Origin of the sequence: Brevundimonas sp. 2YAF1, from assembly GCF_052114745.1 — a bacterium.
Classification (GTDB): Bacteria; Pseudomonadota; Alphaproteobacteria; order Caulobacterales; family Caulobacteraceae; genus Brevundimonas.
The window spans coordinates 1-18,889 of the sequence record NZ_JBFRFI010000008.1; the positions used below are offsets into that span (position 1 = coordinate 1).

Consider the following 18,889-nt stretch of genomic DNA (forward strand, 5'->3'; position numbering starts at 1 on the left):
GCCGGACGCTGCGCGGCGGGGCGCGACGTGGCGGGGGCGGCCGCCGCCGTCGCGGCGGGAACGGGGCCAGACGCGGGAAGCGGCGGCGGGGCGACGTTGGCGGCGCGCACGCGCTCGGCGGTCGCGGCGGCGGCTGCGGCGCGGCGCGTGGCCACGTCCTGAATGGCGGCGGCCTGGGCCGGGGTCGGCGGCGGGGCCGTGTTCAGACTGGCCAGCGGCGGCGCGTTCAGCGCGTTCTGGTCGGCCAACTGGCTGAAGTCCTGGAACAGCAGGATGCGGACATAGTCGATCGCCGTCCGGTCGCTGAACAGCTTGACCCGCCAGGTCCCGTCAACGCCCTTGGCGGCGACGCCGATGGGCAGGCCGCGCGGGAAGCCGCCGCCGTCGCCTGACGTCAGGACGCGGTCGCCTTCCTGCACCGATCCGGCCCCACGTACATAGTCCAGACGCGGGCTGCCGCTGCCGTCGCCCGTCAGCATGGCGCGCGCGTCGGTGCGCTCGACCAACACCGGCGTGCGCGACGCCACGTCGGTCAGCAGCAGCATCCGGCTATAGCCTGACGACACGCCCATGATGCGGCCGACCAGTCCATGCTCGCTCAACACAGGGTTGCCGGTGCGCACGCCCTTGGCGGCGCCGACGTTCAGCAGCCGCGCCCGGGCGAACGGGCCGCGCGAATCGGTGATGGCCAGGCCCGTGACCATGGGCACCGGCGGCTCGGTCTTGACCCCCAGCATCTGTTCGAAGCGGGAATTGACGTTCTTCAGCGCCAGGGCGTCGTCGCGCCAGGCGTTCAATTCGACGACCTGCTGACGCAGCCGCCGGTTCTCCGACACGGCGAAGAAATAGCCTTTGACGTAATCGACGGCGTTGCCGGTCCAGCGCACGGGCGCGGACAAGGCTCCGCCCACCGGCGCGGCGCCGGCTTCAAAACCGGCGCGCACGGGCGCATAGCCGTCGGCGTTCTGGGTCTCGCGGCGATCGCCAAGCAGCAGCATGACGGCGCCGACGATGCCCACGACGACCATCACCGCGGCCGTCCAGGCCAGCGGCACCTTCAGATTCTCGAACGGTCCGTCGCGAAACGCCACGGCCAGCCTTCCTGCTAGAGGTTCGGGACCGGCGAGGTCTTCCCCGCCGGCGGTGAGAGCCTATCGCAAAAACCGATTCCCGAAGAAGGCGGCCGTCACGACAAGCTGATCAGCCTCAGAGCGAGGACTCGAGGACGCCCTTCATCCACGACGGGTGCTCCAGCACCTTGCCGCAGCCGATGGCGACGCAGGACAGCGGATCGTCGGCGACCTGAACCGGTAGGCCCGTGTGGTCGCGGATCTCGACATCCAGACCGCGCAACAGGGCGCCGCCGCCCGTCAGCATGATGCCCTTGTCGGCGATGTCGGCGGCCAGTTCCGGCGGCGTGGCTTCCAGCGCGACCTTCACGGCCTCGACGATCTGGCTGACGGGCTCAGCCAAGGCTTCAGCAGCCTGGCGCTCGCTCATCTTCACTTCGCGCGGCACGCCCTGCATCAGGTCGCGGCCCTTGACCTCGATCGACAGGCCTTCGCCGTCGGCCGGGGTCCGGGCGGTGCCGATGTCCTTCTTGATGCGCTCGGCGGTTGTTTCGCCGATCAGCAGATTATGGTTGCGGCGCATGTAGCTGATGATGGCGTCGTCCATCATGTCGCCGCCGACGCGGACCGAACGCGAATAGACGATGCCCGACAGCGACAGGACGGCGACCTCGGTCGTGCCGCCGCCGATGTCGACGACCATCGAGCCGGTCGGCTCGTGGATCGGCAGGCCGGCGCCGATCGCAGCGGCCATCGGCTCGTCGATCAGGCCGACGCGACGGGCCGAGGCGTTCAGGCAGCTGTCGTTGATGGCGCGGCGCTCGACGGCCGTGGCACCCGACGGCACGCAGACGATCATCTTGGGATTCACGAAGCCCTTGCGGTTATGAACCTTGCGGATGAAGTGCTTGATCATCTCTTCGGCGACTTCGAAGTCGGCGATGACCCCGTCGCGCATCGGACGGATGGCTTCCATGTGGCCGGGCGTACGGCCCAGCATCTGCTTGGCTTCCAGGCCGACGGCGTGGACGATTTTGCGACCGCCGACGTTACGCAGGGCGACGACCGAAGGCTCGTTCAGGACGATGCCCTTGCCGCGCATGTAGATCAGGGTGTTGGCGGTCCCCAGGTCCATCGCGATGTCGTTGGAGATCATGCCGAAAAGGGGTGAAAGCATGGGCGTCGGGTACCGCTTGTTCGAGCCTGCAAGGGCGTGATTCGTGCTAGTCCGCTGTGGCGACGCCCCCGCCCCGCGCGTCGAGGTGCGCAGAACCATCCTGATCGTCCTCGCCTGGCCGACTATAGGCCCGTTTGCCCGCATGCCGCGTCGATTGCAAGCGCCGATGACACGTCGATCACAGCCTTGTCACGGCAAGGCTTGGACGCCCGTCCGCTCAAGCTTTCCGGCCCCGCTCGGCGCTTTGCAGCGTCAGATTGCGGTCAGACCCTCGGCGGCGAGCACTCGCTGAACGGCGGGACGCGATTGCACCCGCTCCAGATGGGCGTTCAGACGGGGAAAGCGCGCCTTGTCCAGCAAATCCGCCTGACGCGCCCAGCGCGTGAAGACCATCAGATAACCGTCCGTGAGCGTGCGATCGTCGCCCAGGGCCCAAGGCCCGACCAGCAGATGATGTTCGGCTAGATCATATTTCGCCAGAGCGGCCTCGACCGCCATGTCCCTCGCCTCGCCTTCCAGCCGCGGATGCGCGAACACCACCTTGCCGATGGCGGGATGCAGGGCCGAGGTCAGCCAGGCGTTGAAGGCCTGAACCTGCGCGAATGCGAACGGATCGTCCACATCGGCCAACCCGGCTTGGGGATGGGTCTGGGCGACATAGGCCATGATGGCGACGTTCTGGGTGATCACGCCCTGCGGCGTCGCCAGTGCGGGCGTCACACCGGCCGGATTGATAGCCAGATAGGCGGGCGTCTTCTGCTCGCGCTTCGCCAGGTCGATCTTTTCCAGGACATAGTCGGCCCCGGCCTCCTCCAGCGCGATATGCGAGCCCATCCCGCAGGCGCCGGGCGAATAGTAGAGCTTGAGCATCGGTCTTCTCCTCTGGATCGGATCAGTCCGTGCGCGCAGCCTCGCGCCGCTTCACGATCTCGCGCACGGCCAGCATCAACGCCAGCCAGACGACTGCAACGCCGGCGAGGATCAAAGAGGTCCATACGCCGTCGCCTGAAACCGCCGCCATGAAGGACCCGCCAAAGAAGGCGACCAGCGCGGTCTTGGGCAGGACGCCCAGGGCGCAGCCCGCCAGATAGCCGGGAAAGGACGCCCGCACCGCGCCGAACGCCATGTTGACGACGATGAAGGGCGCCGAGGGCACGTTGCGGATGATGAAGCTGGCGGAAAAGGCGTTGCGGCCCACGAACCGCTGCAGGCGTTCCGCCGCCCCGCCCCCGAACCGTTCCAGCGCTCGCGCCGTGGGGCCGCGTCCCAGCCAATAGGTGACGGCCGCCGACACCACCGTCGCGATCCAGCTGTAGAGGAAGCCGAACCACGGCCCGAACGCCACCACGCAGGCGGCGATCAGGATGAACTGAGGCACGCCGACGAAGGCTGACAGGGTGAAGACCACGATGGCGGCCACCAGCCCCCACGGCCCAACGCGATAGCCGGCCAGCCAGGCCTCGAGCTTTTCCTCGGCGCCCAGGGTGAAATGGGCTTTGCCGAAGGCGAACATGGCGATGATTCCCGCGAGCAGCAGCAGGCTGACCGCCAACGTCCGCCAACGCTGGGCCTCCATGTTCAGCAGAAAATCGACGACCCGCCGCATAAATTTCGTCCAAATCGCCTTTTGATCGTCCGCAGGACGCACAAACGTTGTGCGTCCTCGCGGGGTTGCGTATCAAGCTTCGCCTCCCCCGGTTCCCTCCACATCGTCCAGACGGGATAGACATGTCCAGCCTTCAGTCCACCGCCCTCTCTCGCGTCAAGCCTTCGGCCACCCTGGCGGTGACCGCCCGGGCGCGCGAACTGAAACGAGAGGGCCGCGACGTCATCGGCCTGGGCGCCGGCGAGCCGGACTTCGACACCCCGGACAATATTAAGGCCGCCGCCATCGACGCCATCAATCGCGGCGAGACCAAGTACACCGACGCCGACGGCATGCCCGAGCTGAAGGCCGCCATCGTCGCCAAGTTCGCGCGCGAGAACGGCCTGACCTATGCCGCCAACCAGATCCACGTGGCCTCGGGCGGCAAGCCGGTGATCTACAACGCCTTCCTGGCCACGCTGAATCCCGGCGACGAAGTCATCGTGCCCGCGCCCTACTGGGTTTCGTATCCCGACATGGTGCTGCTGGCCGGCGGCGAGCCCGTCACCGTGATCGGTCAGGAAGCCGACGGCTTCAAACTGCGCCCCGAGGTTCTGGACGCGGCCATTACGCCCAAGACCAAGTGGATCATCCTGAACTCGCCGTCGAACCCGACCGGCGCCGCCTATACCCGCGCCGAGTTGGAAGCCCTGGCCGTGGTGCTGCGCAAGCATCCGCAGGTCTGGATCCTGACCGACGACATGTACGAGCACCTCGTCTATGGCGGGTTCGAATACCTGACCATCGCCCAGGTCGCGCCCGACCTCTACGGCCGCACCCTGACGGTCAACGGCGTGTCCAAGGCCTATGCCATGACCGGCTGGCGCATCGGCTATGCAGGCGGCCCCAAGCCGCTGATCGACCTAATGCGCAAGGTTGCCAGCCAGACGACGTCGAACCCCTCGTCGATTAGCCAGTGGGCCGCCGTCGAGGCCCTGAACGGCCCGCAGGACTTCCTGGCCGAACGCGCGGGGGCCTTCGAGCGCCGTCGCGATCTGGTCGTGTCCATGCTGAACCAGGCCACGGGCGTTCGCTGCCCCACGCCGGAAGGCGCCTTCTACGTCTATCCGTCGATCGAGGGCCTGATCGGCAAGACGACGGAATCGGGCGTGGTCATCGCTGACGACGAGATTTTCACCACCGAACTGCTGAACCAGGAAGGCGTGGCCGTGGTCCAGGGCACCGCCTTCGGCCTGAGCCCCTATTTCCGCGTCAGCTACGCCACGTCGGAAGACGTGCTGGAAGCCGCCTGTGCGCGCATCCAGAAGTTCTGCGCCAGCCTGAAGTAATACCCGCCTAGAGCGGCGCCGGCGGAATGTTCAACGTCGGCGCCGTCTTCAGGATGAAGGACAGGCACCATTCCGTGGCGCGGCGCGAGTTGTCGTGGTCGCCCTCCGGATTGCGCGTCAGCACGCAGGCGGCGTCAGGCCTGTGGCCGCCGTCGGGACCGGCGTAGAGCACCACGCCGGCGGCCGGTCCGCTTTCCCGGCGATAAGCCAACATCAAGGGGCCAGAGACGTTGAGGCTGACCGCTTCCGCCTCGCCTTCGCCCAGAAGGGCGCGCGCCTGCGCGTCGGGATCGCCCGGCGCCAACCGGAACAGCTCGGCCTTGAGCGCGTCGCTGGGCTGGGGCGTCATGGTGAAGCGCGGCGCGTCCTGGGGGGCCGTCGCCAGCAGCCCCGCGATGACGACCGCCAGCAGCATCAGGCCGCGCGGCTGACCGCGAAGTCAGCCAGGTCTTCCAGCGCCGAACGCCAGTCGCTGGCCGGCAGGACCGACAGCGCCGCCTTGGCCCGGTCGGCATAGTCCCCCGCAGCATCCAGCGTCGCTTCGACCGCGCCGACGCCCAGGATCAATTCGCGCGCCCGGTTGAAGTCCTCGGGCGTGCGGTCGCCCTTGGTGATGACGCGATCCCAGAACATGTCTTCCTTGCCCTTGGTGCGCTGGACGGCCAGCAGCAGCGGCAGGGTCGCCTTGCCCTCGTTGAAGTCGTCGCCCGCGTTCTTGCCCAGGGTCGCCGTGTCGCTGCCGTAATCCAGGGCGTCGTCCGCCAACTGGAAGGCGATCCCCAGGGCCATGCCGTAGTCGCGCAAGGCCGTGACCTGTTCTTCCGAAGCGCCCGCGCCCACCGCGCCCGACTCGGCGGCGGCGGCGAACAGTTCTGCGGTCTTGGCGCGGATGATCTGCAGATAGGTGTCCTGATCCAGGTTCAGGTCATGGGCGCGCGTCAGTTGCAGCACCTCGCCCTCGGCGATGACGCTGGACGCGGTGGCCAGAATGCCCAGGGCGCGCAGGGAATCCGTCTCGACCATCAGTTCAAAGGCACGCGCGAACAGGAAGTCGCCGACCAGCACCGACGAGGCCGCGCCCCAGATCAGATGTGCCGCCACCTTGCCGCGCCGCATTTCCGAGCCGTCGACGATGTCGTCGTGCAGCAGGGTCGCGGTGTGGATAAACTCGACCGAGGCGGCCAGCTTCTTGGGCCCTTCGATATCGCCCAAGGCGCCGACGGCGCGCGCGGCCGCGACGGTCAGCAGCGGACGCAGACGCTTGCCGCCCGCCGACACCAGATGTTCGGCCAGAAGCGGAATCACCGGCACGTCGGACTGCATTCGGGCGATGATCATGGCGTCGACCGCCGCCATGTCGTCCTTCGCCAGACGAACAAGGGCGTCCACATCGCCCTTGGGGCGGGGAGCGGCGACGAGAGCTACGTCCACGAAATTCTCTTTCAGCACAGGGGCGAAGGAAGAGATTCGCCCGAAAATCACACGCGTCCGCTTGCCCGAACGCGATGCGGCGCACAATGGTGGCGGCGTCATGATGGGTCAAGCCGGGTCAACCCTTACTGTCGCAGCCGATGTTGCGGAATCCGCCCTGCTGGGCGGCCGCGTCCGGCTGCGCCAACCGATCAAGGGCTATCGCGCCGGCATGGACGCCGCCCTGCTGGCCGCCGCCGTCGAGGCCAAGCCGGGCGAACGGCTGATCGAGGCGGGCTGCGGCGCAGGGGCGGTGCTGATGCAGGTGGCCGCGCGACGCCCGGGCGTGTCGCTGACCGGGTTGGAGCGCGACCCGACCGCCGCCGGGCTGGCGCGCGAGAACGCCGCCCTGAACGGCGTCGATGATCGCACCACCATCCTCAGCGGCGATGTGGCGCAGCGGTTTCGGGCGCTGGACCTTGCGCCCTTCGACTGGGCCGTCAGCAATCCGCCCTTCTTCGACGACCCCGGCGCGCTGCGCGCGCCCGGCCCCGGCAAGATGGGGGCCTGGATGGCCGACGACGGCTTAAAGGCCTGGACCGGCTTTCTGCTGAAATCCGTGCGCGAGGCCGGGCGCATCGTCGTCATCCACCGCGCCGACCGTCTGGCCGACCTGCTGGCCCTGCTGGGCGAAAAGGCCGGCTCCTTCGCCATCCGCCCCATCCATCCCTACGCCGACCAGCCCGCCAAACGGGTGCTGGTGCAGGCCATCAAGACCGGCAAGGCGCCGCTGCGCCTGCTCCCGCCCCTGATCCTTCACGACCGCTCCGACGCCAAGCATAGCCCCGAGGCCGAGGCGATCCTGCGCGGCGAGGAGGGGCTGCCCTTTTGACCCTTCCCTTCCTCTCCCTTGCGGGAGAAGGTAGCAGTTGGAGGCTGACGGATGAGGGGTTTTGCTGTCGGTCGAGAGACCCCTCATCCGACCTCGCTGCGCTCGCCCACCTTCTCCCGCAAGGGGAGAAGGGCTATGGCAACGCCATGTCCCTGCGCCCCCTCTTCCCGACCCAGGTTTACGAAGCCTCGCTGGCCGCCGCCCCCGGCTGGCCCGAACTGCACGAGGAGATTCTCGACCTCTGCCTGGTCATGGCCGAGGAGGACGAGGCCGGGATCGACTGGTGCAAGACCAACCACTATCCCGGCTACACGTCGTACGGCTCGATCAACGACCTGCCGCACCGTTTCCCCGAGTTCGCCGAACTGAAGAAGCTGCTGGACAAGCACGCCGCCGCCTACGCCAAGGCGCTGCACTTCGATCTGGCCAAAAAGCCCCGGCTGGACAATCTGTGGGTCAACGTCCTGATGCCCGGCGGCGGCCACACGGGCCATATCCACCCGCACGCCATCATTTCCGGCACCATCTACATCCACATCCCGGACAGCGCCTCGTCGCTGAAGATCGAGGATCCGCGCCTGGTCATGATGATGGCCCGCCCCGGCCTGACCGCCGAAGCGACCGAGGCTGAACGACCCTTCGTCTATCTGAAGCCGGCGTCGGGCACGATCCTGATGTGGGAAAGCTGGCTGCGCCATGAAGTCCCCGCCAGCCGCGCCGAGGAACAGCGCATCTCGATCAGCTTCAACTACGCCTGAGGCGGCTGCGCCTTCCGAGCGCCGCATTTGCCCTGAAACCTGCCTTCAAGGTGAAGCTTGAGGGGGCGTCCATGCGGGCACTGGGACTGGCGACGATTCTAGTGGCGGCGAGCCTCGCCGCGGGCTGCGGCGAGCGGGCGGACGCTCAAACCACCGCCGCCGAGGGCGCGCCCTATGTGCTGACGGGCACCCAGGTCTGGAGCGTGCCCGATCCGGTTTCTGGCCGCGACTATGAGGTCTTCGTCAGCCTGCCCGCCAGCTATGAGACCCAGCCGAACCGCCGCTATCCGGCCCTCTATGTCACCGATGCCGACTACGCCTTCCCCATCATCCGCCAGATCGCGCGACGGGTGAATCTGGAAGAGCCGGTGATCGAGGAATTCATCCTGGTCGGCCTGTCCTACGCCAAGGGCGACAGCGGCGCCGACAGCCGCCGCCGCGACTACACGCCCACGCCCAACGGGCCGCGCCACTCGGCCCCGGCCATACACGGCGGCGGCCCAGCCTATCAGACCTACCTGAAGACCCAGGCCCTGCCCTTCATCGACGCCCGTTTCCGCACGGATCCGACGCGCCGGACTCTGCTCGGCCATTCCTACGGCGGCCTGCTGGGCGCGCAGATCCTATTCACCGATCCGACGCTGTTCCAAAGCTACGTCCTGGGCAGCCCGTCCTTCTGGTACGACACGCGCCACATCATGACGATGGAGGCGGATTACGCACGCCGCCACCGCGACCTGCCCGCCGAGGTCTTCATGTACGTCGGCGGCTTCGAAGGGCCGGGTCCCACCGCCCGGCACAATAGCGAGGCGGACATGGTCGGCGACATGCGCACCATGGAACGGGTGCTGAAGTCGCGCCGCTATCCGGGGCTGAGCGTGCAATCGACGGTGCTGGCGGACGAGGACCACCTGACGGTCGCCCCCGTCGGCTTCACCCGGGCGCTGATGGCGGTCCTGCCGGCGCCCGTCGGCTAGAGGCAGCGCCTCGCCTCGGAAGGGTGCATCTGCCCCTCAAACGGCGGTCATCAATCCGCCGTCGCCATACGCCATGATTTGCCGAAACGAGTTGCGGTCGCTACATCCCGCTTCAATCTCCCAATCTATCCGAACCCGAAGGGCGTAACCGCACCTCATGGCGCAGCAATATATTTTCCAGATGCAGGGTCTGACCAAGACCTTCCCCGGCGGCAAAAAGATCTTCGAGAACATCTGGCTGAGCTTCTACAACGACGCCAAGATCGGCGTTGTCGGGGTCAACGGCTCGGGTAAATCCACCCTGCTGAAGATCATGGCCGGCCTGGACACCGAGTTCACCGGCGAGGCGCGCGCCGCCGACGGCATCAAGCGCGGCTATCTAGAGCAGGAGCCCAAGCTCGACGACAGCCTGAACGTTCGTCAGAACGTCGAGTCATGGTGCGAAGAGAAGCAGTGGGTCAACCGCTTCAACGCCATCGCCATGGAGATGGCGGAGAACTACTCCGACGAACTGATGGAGGAGATGACCGCCCTTCAGGAGAAGATCGACGCCGGCGACGTCTGGGATATCGACAGCCGCATCGAGATGGCCATGGGCGCCCTGCGCTGCCCCGACGACGACTGGGAAGTCACCAACCTGTCGGGGGGTGAAAAGCGCCGCGTGGCCCTGGCTCGCCTGCTGCTGTCCAAGCCCGACATGCTGCTGCTCGACGAACCGACCAACCACCTGGACGCCGAATCCGTCGCCTGGCTGCAGCATCACCTGGAGAACTTCCCGGGCTGCGTCATCCTGGTGACCCACGACCGCTACTTCCTGGACCTCGTCACCAAGTGGACGCTGGAACTGGACCGCGGCAAGGGCCACCCGCACGAGGGCAACTACTCCTCGTGGCTGGAAGCCAAGCAGAAGCGCGTCGTTCAGGAGAACTCGGAATCCGAAGCCCGCCAGCGCGCCCTCACCCGCGAACTGGAATGGGTCCGTTCGGGCGCCAAGGCCCGTCAGGCCAAGTCCAAGGCCCGTCTGGCCGCCTATGAGCGGATGGTCGACGAGCAGGAATCGATGCGCGGCGCGCAGACGCACGCCCACATCCAGATCCCGCCTGGCCCGCGTCTGGGCAACGTGGTTCTGGAAGTCGAGGGCCTGAAGAAGTCCTATGGCGACAAGACCCTGTTCGACAACCTGACCTTCAAGCTGCCGCCCAACGGCATCGTCGGCGTCATCGGCCCCAACGGCGCCGGCAAGTCGACCATGTTCAAGCTGATCACCGGCCAGGAAACGCCCGACGGCGGCTCCATCAAAGTCGGCGAGACGGTCAAGCTGGCCTATGTCGACCAGTCGCGCGACGACCTGAAGCCGGACGAAACCATCTGGCAGGCCATCTCGGGCGGCACCGACGTGATGATGGTCGGCAAGCGCGAGATCAACACCCGCGCCTATGTCGGCAGCTTCAACTTCAAGGGCGGCGACCAGCAGAAGAAGGTGGGGCAGCTCTCTGGGGGTGAACGAAATCGCGTGCACCTGGCCAAGACCCTGGCCTCGGGCGGCAACCTGATCCTGCTCGATGAACCGACCAACGACCTGGACATCGAAACCTTGCAGAACCTCGAAGAGGCTCTGGAGGAGTTCGCCGGCTGCGCCGTGGTCATCTCCCACGACCGCTGGTTCCTGGACCGTCTGGCCACTCACATCCTCGCCTTCGAAGGCGACGGCCACGTGGAATGGTTCGAGGGCAACTTCGAAGCCTACGAACAGGACAAGATGCGCCGCCTGGGTGCGGACAGCATCATTCCCAAGCGGATCCAGCACCAGAAGTTCGGTCGCTGATCGAACTGCCAGAATGACGAGCGGCCCTCCGGGCAATCGGGGGGCCGTTTTTCTTGCACCCTCCCCTCTCCCGCTCATCCCGGCGGACGCCGGGATCCAGTGCTTTGGCGACAAGCTCGACAGTCAACCTGTAGTGGCTAGGGCTCTTACTGGATCCCGGCGTCCGCCGGGATGAGCGGTACGGGGTGAATGAGAAGGGTGGTGCCGTCGTGAGACCGGGTTAGTCTGGCGGCCATGACCCAGCGCCCCGCCATCCTGATCATGCAGCGGCACCTCGCGCCGCTCAGCGTCTTTCTCGAAGGCGCTTACGACGTCTATCGCTTCTGGGAAGGGCCGCCGGTCGAGGCCGCCGCCGACGTCCGCGTTCTGGTCGTGGCGGGCGAGTTCGAACTGGACAAGGCGCTGATCGAGCGTCTGCCCAACCTGTCGCTGATCGCCTGCTTCACCTCGGGCTATGACGGCATCGACCTGGAATGGTGCCGCGCGCGCGGCCTGCCCGTCACCCACGCCCCCGCCATCAACCACGAAGACGTGGCCGACCATGCCGTCGGCCTGATCCTCGCCGCCCGCCGTCAGATCGCCGCGGGCGACCGGCAAGTCCGCGCCGGCGGCTGGACCCCGGCGTCCAAGACCATCACCCCGTCGATGGGCGGCCAGACCCTGGGCATCGTAGGCCTGGGCGCCATCGGCGAGGCCGTGGCCCGCCGCACCGAGATCATGCGAATGACCGTCCAGTGGTGGGCGCCGCGCGCCAAGGCGGCGGCCTGGCCCCGCGCCGACAGCCTGATCGACCTGGCCCGCGCCTCGGACGTTCTGGTCGTCGCCTGCCGCGCGGACGAGACCAATCGCGGCCTGATCTCGGCCAAGGTGATCGAGGCGCTGGGCGCGTCCGGCCTGCTGGTCAATGTCGCGCGCGGCCAGCTGGTGGACGAGGACGCCGTCATCGCCGCCCTGCGCGACGGGCGGTTGGGCGCCGCCGCCCTGGACGTGTTCGAGACCGAGCCGACCGACCCGGCGCGCTGGGCGACCGTGCCCAACACCGTGCTGACGCCCCACACCGCCGGCGCCACGACCGAGGCGGTTCAGGGGATGCTGATGCTGCTGATGCAGAATCTGTCGGCCCATTTCGCGGGCGAGCCGCTGAAGACGCCGGTCGGGGGCTAAAGCCCCCCTTTCCTCCCCATTCCATGGGAGGGGGACCACGCAGTGGTGGAGGGGGCGGCGCAAACATCGGCCGTGGAGTCGCCCCCTCCGTCTCGTCGGCTTCGCCGCCGATCCACCTCCCCATGGAATGGGGAGGAAAGCAGAGCGCCGCTCGCCTCCCATCGAGAACGATCCATGCCGCGTGACGGGCAATAGTCTCCGCTTACGATCAGATTTCGCTTGCATAATCATATAAGGATATCTTTATATGCACCCATGACGCTGACTGCTGACCAGACTGTCGAGGCTCTGCGCGCTGCTGGCGAACCCACCCGTTTGCGGGTGCTGTCGTTGCTCGCCGCCGAGGAGCTGTCGGTGATGGAGTTGTCGCGGGTTCTGGACCAGAGCCAGCCCCGTGTGTCGCGCCACCTCAAGCTGATGGCCGATGCGGGCCTGATCGAACGATTCCCCGACGGCGCGCGCGTCTTCTACCGTCTGTCGCATGACGCCCTGTTGCGTCGCCTGATCGACACGGTGCTGGACCTGCTGGACGACGCCGAAGGCGAGGCCGACCATCGCCGTCTGGACGAGGTGCGCAAGGAGCGCGCCGTCGACGCTGCCCGCTATTTCGAACAGGTCGCGCCCCAGTGGGACCAGATGCGCAGCCTCTATGTCTGCGAGAGCGCCGTCGAAACCGCCGTCGAACAGGCGGCCGGTCCTGGACCGTTCGAACGGGTCGTCGACCTGGGCACCGGCTCGGGCCGGATGCTGACCCTGTTCGGCAAGAAGGCGAAGATGTCGGTCGGGCTCGACCTGTCGCAGAACATGCTGAACATCGCTCGCGCCAATGTCTCCAAGGCCGGGTTGGACAAGGTCGAGTTGCGCCACGGCGACATCTTCTCGACCCGCCTGCCGCACGGCAGCGCCGATCTGGTGATCGTGCATCAGGTCCTGCACTATCTGGCCGACCCCGCCGCCGCCGTGGCCGAGGCCGCGCGTCTGGTCATGCCGGGCGGCAAGCTGCTGATCGTCGATTTCGCGCCGCATCAGTTGGAGCACCTGCGCGAGGCGCACCAGCACCGCCGCTTGGGCTTCGCCGACGAGGAAATCCAGGAATGGCTGGAAAAGGCGGGCCTGACCGCCGACGCCCCGATCGCCCTTCCGCCCGACACCGAAGGCCTGACCGTTCACATCTGGGCCGCCGAACGCGCCGCCTCTGTTCGAAAGACCGCCTGATGGCCTCCCCCGCCACTCTCAATCTGGCCGAAGCCCGCGCCCTGCTGCTGTCCCCGCTCGGCCCCGTCGCGCGCGCCGGCTCGAACCGCAACGCCGTCAACGTCTCCTTCGAGTTCTTTCCGCCCAAGTCGGACGAGGCGGAAGCCAACCTGTGGTCCGCCATCCGCCGGCTGGAGCCCCTGAACCCGGCCTTCGTCTCGGTCACCTATGGCGCGGGCGGCTCGACGCGCGAGCGCACCCACCGCACGGTGCAGCGGATCATCAGCGAGACCACCCTGCGTCCCGCCGCCCACCTGACCTGCGTCGAGGCCAGCCGCGACGAGGTCGATGAGGTCATCGAGGGCTACAAGGCCATCGGCGTCGATCACATCGTCGCCCTGCGCGGCGACCCGCCGGGCGGAGACGGAATCGGCGGCGCCTACGTCCCGCGCACCGACGGCTACGCCAACGCCACCGAACTGTCCCAGGCCATCAGCCGCGTCGGCGGTTTCGACATCACGGTCGGCGCCTATCCCGAGAAGCACCCGGAAAGCCCGTCGATCGACCACGACATCAATGTGCTGAAGGCCAAGGTCGACGCGGGCGCCACCCGCGCGGTGAGCCAGTTCTTCTTCGACATCGAGGCTTTCCTGCGTTTCCGCGACCGGGTGCGCGCGGCGGGCGTGACCATCCCCCTGATCCCCGGGATCATGCCAGTGTCCAACTTCAAGGGCCTGAGCCGGATGAGCGCGGCCTGCGGTGCCTCCATCCCCGACTGGCTGGCGGCCCACTTCGACGGGCTGGACGACGACCCCGAGACCCGCAAGCTGCTGGCCGCCTCCATCGCCGCCGAGACCTGCGCACGACTGCAGGAAGAGGGCTTCTCGGACTTCCACTTCTACACCCTGAACCGCGCCGAGCTGGTCTATGCCATCTGCCGGGTGCTGGGCGTGCGTGAAACCAAGGCTGTTGCGTAATGACTTCCCCGCTTTCACGTCCTGAACGGATCGCCGCCCTGCACGCGGCGGCCAAGGAACGCATCCTGGTCCTCGACGGCTCCTGGGGCGTCATGATCCAGCGACGCGGGCTGGAGGAAGCCGACTTCCGCGGCGACCGTTTCGTCGCGGCCAACGGCTATGACGAGAGGCATCAGATGAAGGGGAACAACGACATCCTCTGCATCACTCGCCCCGACATCATTTCCGACCTGCACGACCAGTATTACGGCGCGGGCGCGGACATCAGCGAGACCAACACCTTCTCCGGCACGGTGCTGGCCCAGGACGACTATCACCTGGACGCCCAGGCCGTCTGGGACATCAATCTGGAAGGCGCCAAGCTGGCCCGCGCCGCCGCCGACCGCTGGACGGCCAAGGAGCCGCACAAGCCGCGCTTCGCCGCCGGCTCCATCGGTCCGCTGACCAAGATGCTGTCCATGTCATCAGACGTGAACGATCCCGGCGCGCGCAGCGTGACCTTCGACCAGGTCTATGACGCCTATCGCCATCAGGTGAAGGCGCTGAACGAAGGCGACGTCGACCTCTATCTGATCGAAACCATCACCGACACGTTGAACTGCAAGGCCTGTATCAAGGCCATCAAGGACCTTGAGGACGAGGGCCTGCCCGCCCTGCCCATCTGGATTTCCGGCACTATCACCGACCGTTCGGGCCGGACGCTATCGGGCCAGACCGCCGAGGCCTTCTGGAACTCCGTGCGCCACGCCAAGCCTTTCGCCGTGGGCTTCAACTGCGCCCTCGGCGCCGATCTGATGCGCCCCTTCATCGCCGAACTGAGCCGCGTCGCCGACACCCTGGTCGCCGCCTACCCCAACGCCGGCCTGCCCAACGCCATGGGCCAGTACGACGAACAGCCGCACGAAACCGCCCACTTCATCGAGGAATGGGCTGCCTCGGGCCTGGTCAACATCGTCGGCGGCTGCTGCGGCACCACCCCCGACCACATCAAACACGTCGCCGAAGAGGTCGCCACGCTGAAGCCGCGCGAAATCCCCGAACGCCCGGTGGCCATGCGCCTGTCGGGGCTCGAGCCGTTCGAGTTGGTGGCGTGATGCGTCCCCACCCGCTCATCCCCGCGGAGGCGGGGACCCAGTACTTTGGCTACATCCAGATCGTTGATCGCCTGTGCGCGGCTCAAACCTGGGTCCCCGCCTCCGCGGGGATGAGCGGAGAGTTGCGTTGAGACCTATCTTCATCAACGTCGGCGAGCGGACCAACGTCACCGGCTCGGCTAAATTCCGTAAACTGGTCGTGGACGGCGACTACGCCGCCGCGCTCGACGTCGCCCGCCAGCAGGTCGAGGCGGGCGCTCAGGTCATCGACATCAACATGGACGAGGGCCTGCTGGACGGCGCCGTCGCCATGCGCACCTTCCTCAACCTGATCGCCGCCGAGCCCGACATCGCCCGCGTGCCGGTGATGATCGACAGCTCCAAGTGGGAGGTCATCGAGGCGGGGCTGAAGTGCGTTCAGGGCAAGCCGATCGTCAACTCGATCAGCATGAAGGAGGGCGAGCAGGCCTTCCGCGAGCACGCCGTCAAATGCCTGCGCTACGGCGCAGCCGTCGTGGTCATGGCCTTTGACGAGGTGGGCCAGGCCGACACCGCCGCGCGCAAGATCGAGATCTGCACCCGCGCCTATAACATCCTGGTCAACGAGGTCGGTTTCCCGGCCGAGGACATCATCTTCGACCCCAATATCTTCGCCGTGGCGACGGGGATCGAGGAGCACGACAACTACGCCGTCGACTTCATCGAGGCGGTCAAGGTGATCAAGGCCACCCTGCCCTATGCCCGCATCTCGGGCGGGGTGTCGAACGTCTCGTTCTCGTTCCGGGGCAACGAGCCGGTGCGCCGGGCCATTCACTCGGTCTTCCTGTACCACGCCATCGCGGCGGGCATGGACATGGGCATCGTCAATGCGGGCGACCTGCCCGTCTATGACGATATCGAGCCCAAGCTGCGCGAGGCCGTCGAGGATGTGATCCTCAACCGCCCGCAACGCACCAATGTGTCCAACACCGAGCGGCTGGTGGACATGGCGCCCAACTACAAGGGCGAGAGGGGGGCGGCGCGCGTCGTCGACCTGAGCTGGCGCGAGCAGCCCGTCGCGGCCCGCATCGCCCACGCCCTGGTCCACGGCATCACCGAGTTCATCGAGGCCGACACCGAGGAGGCCCGCCTGGCCTCCGAGCGTCCCTTGCACGTCATCGAAGGTCCGCTGATGGACGGGATGAACGTGGTCGGCGACCTGTTCGGTTCGGGCAAGATGTTCCTGCCGCAGGTGGTGAAATCCGCCCGCGTGATGAAGCAGGCCGTCGCCTGGCTGAACCCCTTCATGGAGGCCGAAAAGGCCGGCAAACCGCGCGAACAGGCGGGCCGCATCCTGATGGCCACCGTCAAGGGCGACGTCCACGACATCGGCAAGAACATCGTCGGCGTCGTGCTGCAATGTAACAACTACGAGGTCATCGACCTGGGCGTCATGGTCCCGGCCGACCGCATCCTGGACGCCGCCATCGAGCACAAGGTCGACATCGTCGGCCTGTCCGGCCTGATCACCCCGTCGCTGGACGAGATGGTCTATGTCGCCCGCGAGATGGAACGGCGCGGCTTTGACATCCCCCTGCTGATCGGCGGGGCCACGACCAGCCGCACCCATACGGCGGTCAAGATCGAGCCGGGCTATCGCCAGGGGTCGACCACCTATGTCATCGACGCCAGCCGCGCCGTCGGCGTGGTCGCGGGCCTGCTGTCCCCGATCGACAAGGCGAAGAACGAGGCCGCCACCCGCGACGAATACGTCCGCATCCGCGAGCAGTACGCGCGCGGCCAGGAGGTCAAGGCCCGCGCCACGCTCCAGCAGGCGCGCGACAACCGCTTCAACGCCGATCCGGCCGCGACCATGCCGGGCAAGCCGTCGTTCCTCGGCGTGCGGGCGTTCGACGCCTGGGACCTGGCCGATCTGGCCGACCACATCGACTGGACGCCCTTCTTCGCCAGCTGGGAGCTGATCGGGCGCTACCCGCTGATCCTCGAAGACGAGATCGTCGGCGAGGCCGCGCAGGACCTGTTCAAAGACGCCCAAGCCATGCTGAAGCGGATCATCGACGAGAAGTGGTTCACGGCCAAAGGCGTGGTCGGCTTCTGGCCCGCTCAGGCCGTGGGCGACGACATCGCCGTCTATGCCGACGAGACCCGCAACGAAGAGATCGCCCGCTTCCACACCCTGCGTCAGCAGATCAAGAAGTCGAACGGCAAGCCCAACCTCGCCCTGTCGGACTTCATCGCTGAGGAAGGCGAGGACTACGTCGGCGCCTTCGCCGTCACGGCGGGTCATGGCGAGCTGGAAATCGCCAAGAAGTTCAAGGACGCCGGCGACGACTATTCCTCGATCATGGCCACGGCCCTGGCCGACCGCCTGGCCGAAGCCTTCGCCGAGGCCCTGCACAAGAAGGTGCGGACCGAGCTCTGGGGCTATGCCTCGGGCGAAGCCACGACCACGCAGGACCTGATCGAAGAGAAATATCAGGGCATCCGCCCTGCCCCCGGCTATCCGGCCCAGCCCGATCATACGGAAAAGGCCACCCTGTTCCGCCTGCTGCAGGCCGAGCAGAACGCGGGGATGGCCCTGACCGAAAGCTATGCGATGACGCCCCCGGCCTCGGTCTCGGGCCTCTATTTCGGCCATCCGGGCAGCCACTATTTCGGCGTCGGAAAGATCGACCGCGATCAGATCGAGGACTACGCCCGCCGCAAGGGCTGGGACGTCGAGACCGCCGAACGCTGGCTGTCCCCGATCCTCAACTACGACCCCGACGCCATCGCGCGCGACAGCGCCGCCTGATCCGTCAGGCGGCGGGGGCGGCCGCTCCGCTGTCCAACCCCACGTCCTTGAGCGTGGCCGGCGCGGCGGTGATGTTCTCGCGGATGCGTCGCGCCGCGTGTTCGCACCGGCCCGGCAGTCCGAAGAACAGGCCGAAGGCTTCGCTGCGCGCCTTGACGTCCTGCTGCGCCAGAAGCGGCGCCCACTGGCGGGCGGCGGCGGCCGCCGCCTGCTGGGCCGTGGCCTTGACCGCCGGGGACTGGCGCGTCCCCGCGACCGCCAGCGCCGAACCGAAGTCGACCGCCTCCAGCTTGCCCAAGCGGATGATGTCGAGGTCCAGGGCGTCGCTCGTCTTCAGGCTTTCGCCCAGGGCGATGTGCCCCTTGATCAGGGCCTCGCACCAGGCGACCAGCGGATAGTCCGCCTGCGGCGCCCCGCGCGGCAACTCGGCCGCATAGGCCATCGCTTCGCGAATCTTCAACGCTTCGGCCGTTTCGGTCGCGCGGGTCGCCGTGACCACAGGCCTGTCCGCATCCTGGGCCAGAGCCGCTCCGGACGACAGAACGAGCGTCGCGGCGGCGAGCATCAGAACGGAACGAAGGGCCATGGGCGGTGTCTTTCTCTGTGACGGGCGATAGCCACGC

17 protein-coding genes are annotated in these 18,889 nt (G+C 67.2%); 10 read left to right on the forward strand and 7 right to left on the reverse strand.

Annotation, left to right across the window (positions count from 1 at the left end; all coding sequences use genetic code 11):
* The 4 genes from mreC to AB4Y68_RS11545 all read right to left on the reverse strand — a co-directional run.
* Positions 1–1,091 (reverse strand): rod shape-determining protein MreC (gene mreC / locus AB4Y68_RS11530; protein WP_441455869.1); only part of this gene is annotated, 1,091 nt, incomplete at its 3' end.
* Positions 1,092–1,206: 115 nt separating this feature from the next.
* Positions 1,207–2,247 carry a rod shape-determining protein gene (locus AB4Y68_RS11535; RefSeq protein ID WP_441455871.1) on the reverse strand — a complete coding sequence of 347 codons (1,041 nt, stop codon included), beginning with the start codon at positions 2,245–2,247 and terminating at the stop codon, positions 1,207–1,209.
* 252 nt (positions 2,248–2,499) lie between these two features.
* Positions 2,500–3,117: a glutathione S-transferase family protein gene (locus AB4Y68_RS11540; RefSeq protein WP_441455872.1), complete on the reverse strand. Its 618-nt coding sequence runs from the start codon at positions 3,115–3,117 to the stop codon at positions 2,500–2,502.
* Between the two features lie 22 nt (positions 3,118–3,139).
* Entirely contained in the window at positions 3,140–3,853 is a 714-nt protein-coding gene (locus AB4Y68_RS11545) for a TVP38/TMEM64 family protein (protein WP_441455873.1), read from the reverse strand.
* A 122-nt stretch (positions 3,854–3,975) separates the two neighbouring features.
* Here AB4Y68_RS11545 and AB4Y68_RS11550 point away from each other — a divergent pair, with 122 nt between their 5' ends.
* The gene (locus AB4Y68_RS11550; RefSeq protein WP_441455875.1) at positions 3,976–5,181 is read left to right on the forward strand and encodes a pyridoxal phosphate-dependent aminotransferase; all 1,206 of its coding nucleotides are present in this window, start codon (positions 3,976–3,978) and stop codon (positions 5,179–5,181) included.
* A 7-nt stretch (positions 5,182–5,188) separates the two neighbouring features.
* Here the strand turns inward: AB4Y68_RS11550 and AB4Y68_RS11555 are convergent, their stop codons facing one another.
* Both AB4Y68_RS11555 and AB4Y68_RS11560 read right to left on the reverse strand, forming a co-directional pair.
* Positions 5,189–5,596 carry a hypothetical protein gene (locus AB4Y68_RS11555; RefSeq protein WP_441455877.1) on the reverse strand — a complete coding sequence of 136 codons (408 nt, stop codon included), beginning with the start codon at positions 5,594–5,596 and terminating at the stop codon, positions 5,189–5,191.
* A complete protein-coding gene (locus AB4Y68_RS11560) occupies positions 5,596–6,570 on the reverse strand; it encodes a polyprenyl synthetase family protein (protein ID WP_441456063.1) in 975 nt (324 codons plus the stop codon). Before AB4Y68_RS11560 ends, AB4Y68_RS11555 begins: the two co-directional genes overlap by 1 nt.
* A 142-nt stretch (positions 6,571–6,712) precedes the next feature.
* Between AB4Y68_RS11560 and AB4Y68_RS11565 the strand changes: the two genes are divergently transcribed.
* From AB4Y68_RS11565 to metH, 9 genes are all read left to right on the forward strand, one after another.
* Complete coding sequence (locus AB4Y68_RS11565) at positions 6,713–7,483, forward strand: tRNA1(Val) (adenine(37)-N6)-methyltransferase (protein ID WP_441456064.1); 771 nt, start codon at positions 6,713–6,715, stop codon at positions 7,481–7,483.
* 146 nt (positions 7,484–7,629) lie between these two features.
* On the forward strand, positions 7,630–8,241 hold the full coding sequence (locus AB4Y68_RS11570; protein WP_441455878.1) for a TIGR02466 family protein: 612 nt from the start codon (positions 7,630–7,632) through the stop codon (positions 8,239–8,241).
* A 71-nt stretch (positions 8,242–8,312) separates the two neighbouring features.
* Positions 8,313–9,218: an alpha/beta hydrolase gene (locus tag AB4Y68_RS11575; RefSeq protein ID WP_441455880.1), complete on the forward strand. Its 906-nt coding sequence runs from the start codon at positions 8,313–8,315 to the stop codon at positions 9,216–9,218.
* A gap of 157 nt (positions 9,219–9,375) precedes the next feature.
* Entirely contained in the window at positions 9,376–11,043 is a 1,668-nt protein-coding gene (gene ettA / locus AB4Y68_RS11580) for an energy-dependent translational throttle protein EttA (RefSeq protein ID WP_441455882.1), read from the forward strand.
* 234 nt (positions 11,044–11,277) lie between these two features.
* Positions 11,278–12,207: a 2-hydroxyacid dehydrogenase gene (locus AB4Y68_RS11585; RefSeq protein ID WP_441455884.1), complete on the forward strand. Its 930-nt coding sequence runs from the start codon at positions 11,278–11,280 to the stop codon at positions 12,205–12,207.
* Between the two features lie 255 nt (positions 12,208–12,462).
* Positions 12,463–13,422, forward strand: coding sequence for an ArsR/SmtB family transcription factor (locus tag AB4Y68_RS11590; RefSeq protein WP_441455885.1), 960 nt, complete (start codon positions 12,463–12,465; stop codon positions 13,420–13,422).
* Complete coding sequence (gene metF, locus AB4Y68_RS11595) at positions 13,422–14,378, forward strand: methylenetetrahydrofolate reductase [NAD(P)H] (protein WP_441455886.1); 957 nt, start codon at positions 13,422–13,424, stop codon at positions 14,376–14,378. Before AB4Y68_RS11590 ends, metF begins: the two co-directional genes overlap by 1 nt.
* Positions 14,378–15,472 carry a homocysteine S-methyltransferase family protein gene (locus tag AB4Y68_RS11600; protein WP_441455888.1) on the forward strand — a complete coding sequence of 365 codons (1,095 nt, stop codon included), beginning with the start codon at positions 14,378–14,380 and terminating at the stop codon, positions 15,470–15,472. Before metF ends, AB4Y68_RS11600 begins: the two co-directional genes overlap by 1 nt.
* Before the next feature lie 127 nt (positions 15,473–15,599).
* Positions 15,600–18,266, forward strand: coding sequence for a methionine synthase (gene metH / locus AB4Y68_RS11605; RefSeq protein ID WP_441455890.1), 2,667 nt, complete (start codon positions 15,600–15,602; stop codon positions 18,264–18,266).
* A gap of 4 nt (positions 18,267–18,270) precedes the next feature.
* On the opposite strand, the gene AB4Y68_RS11610 is transcribed toward metH, so the two are convergent.
* A complete protein-coding gene (locus tag AB4Y68_RS11610; protein ID WP_441455891.1) occupies positions 18,271–18,852 on the reverse strand; it encodes a hypothetical protein in 582 nt (193 codons plus the stop codon).
* Between the last annotated feature and the right edge of the window lie 37 nt (positions 18,853–18,889).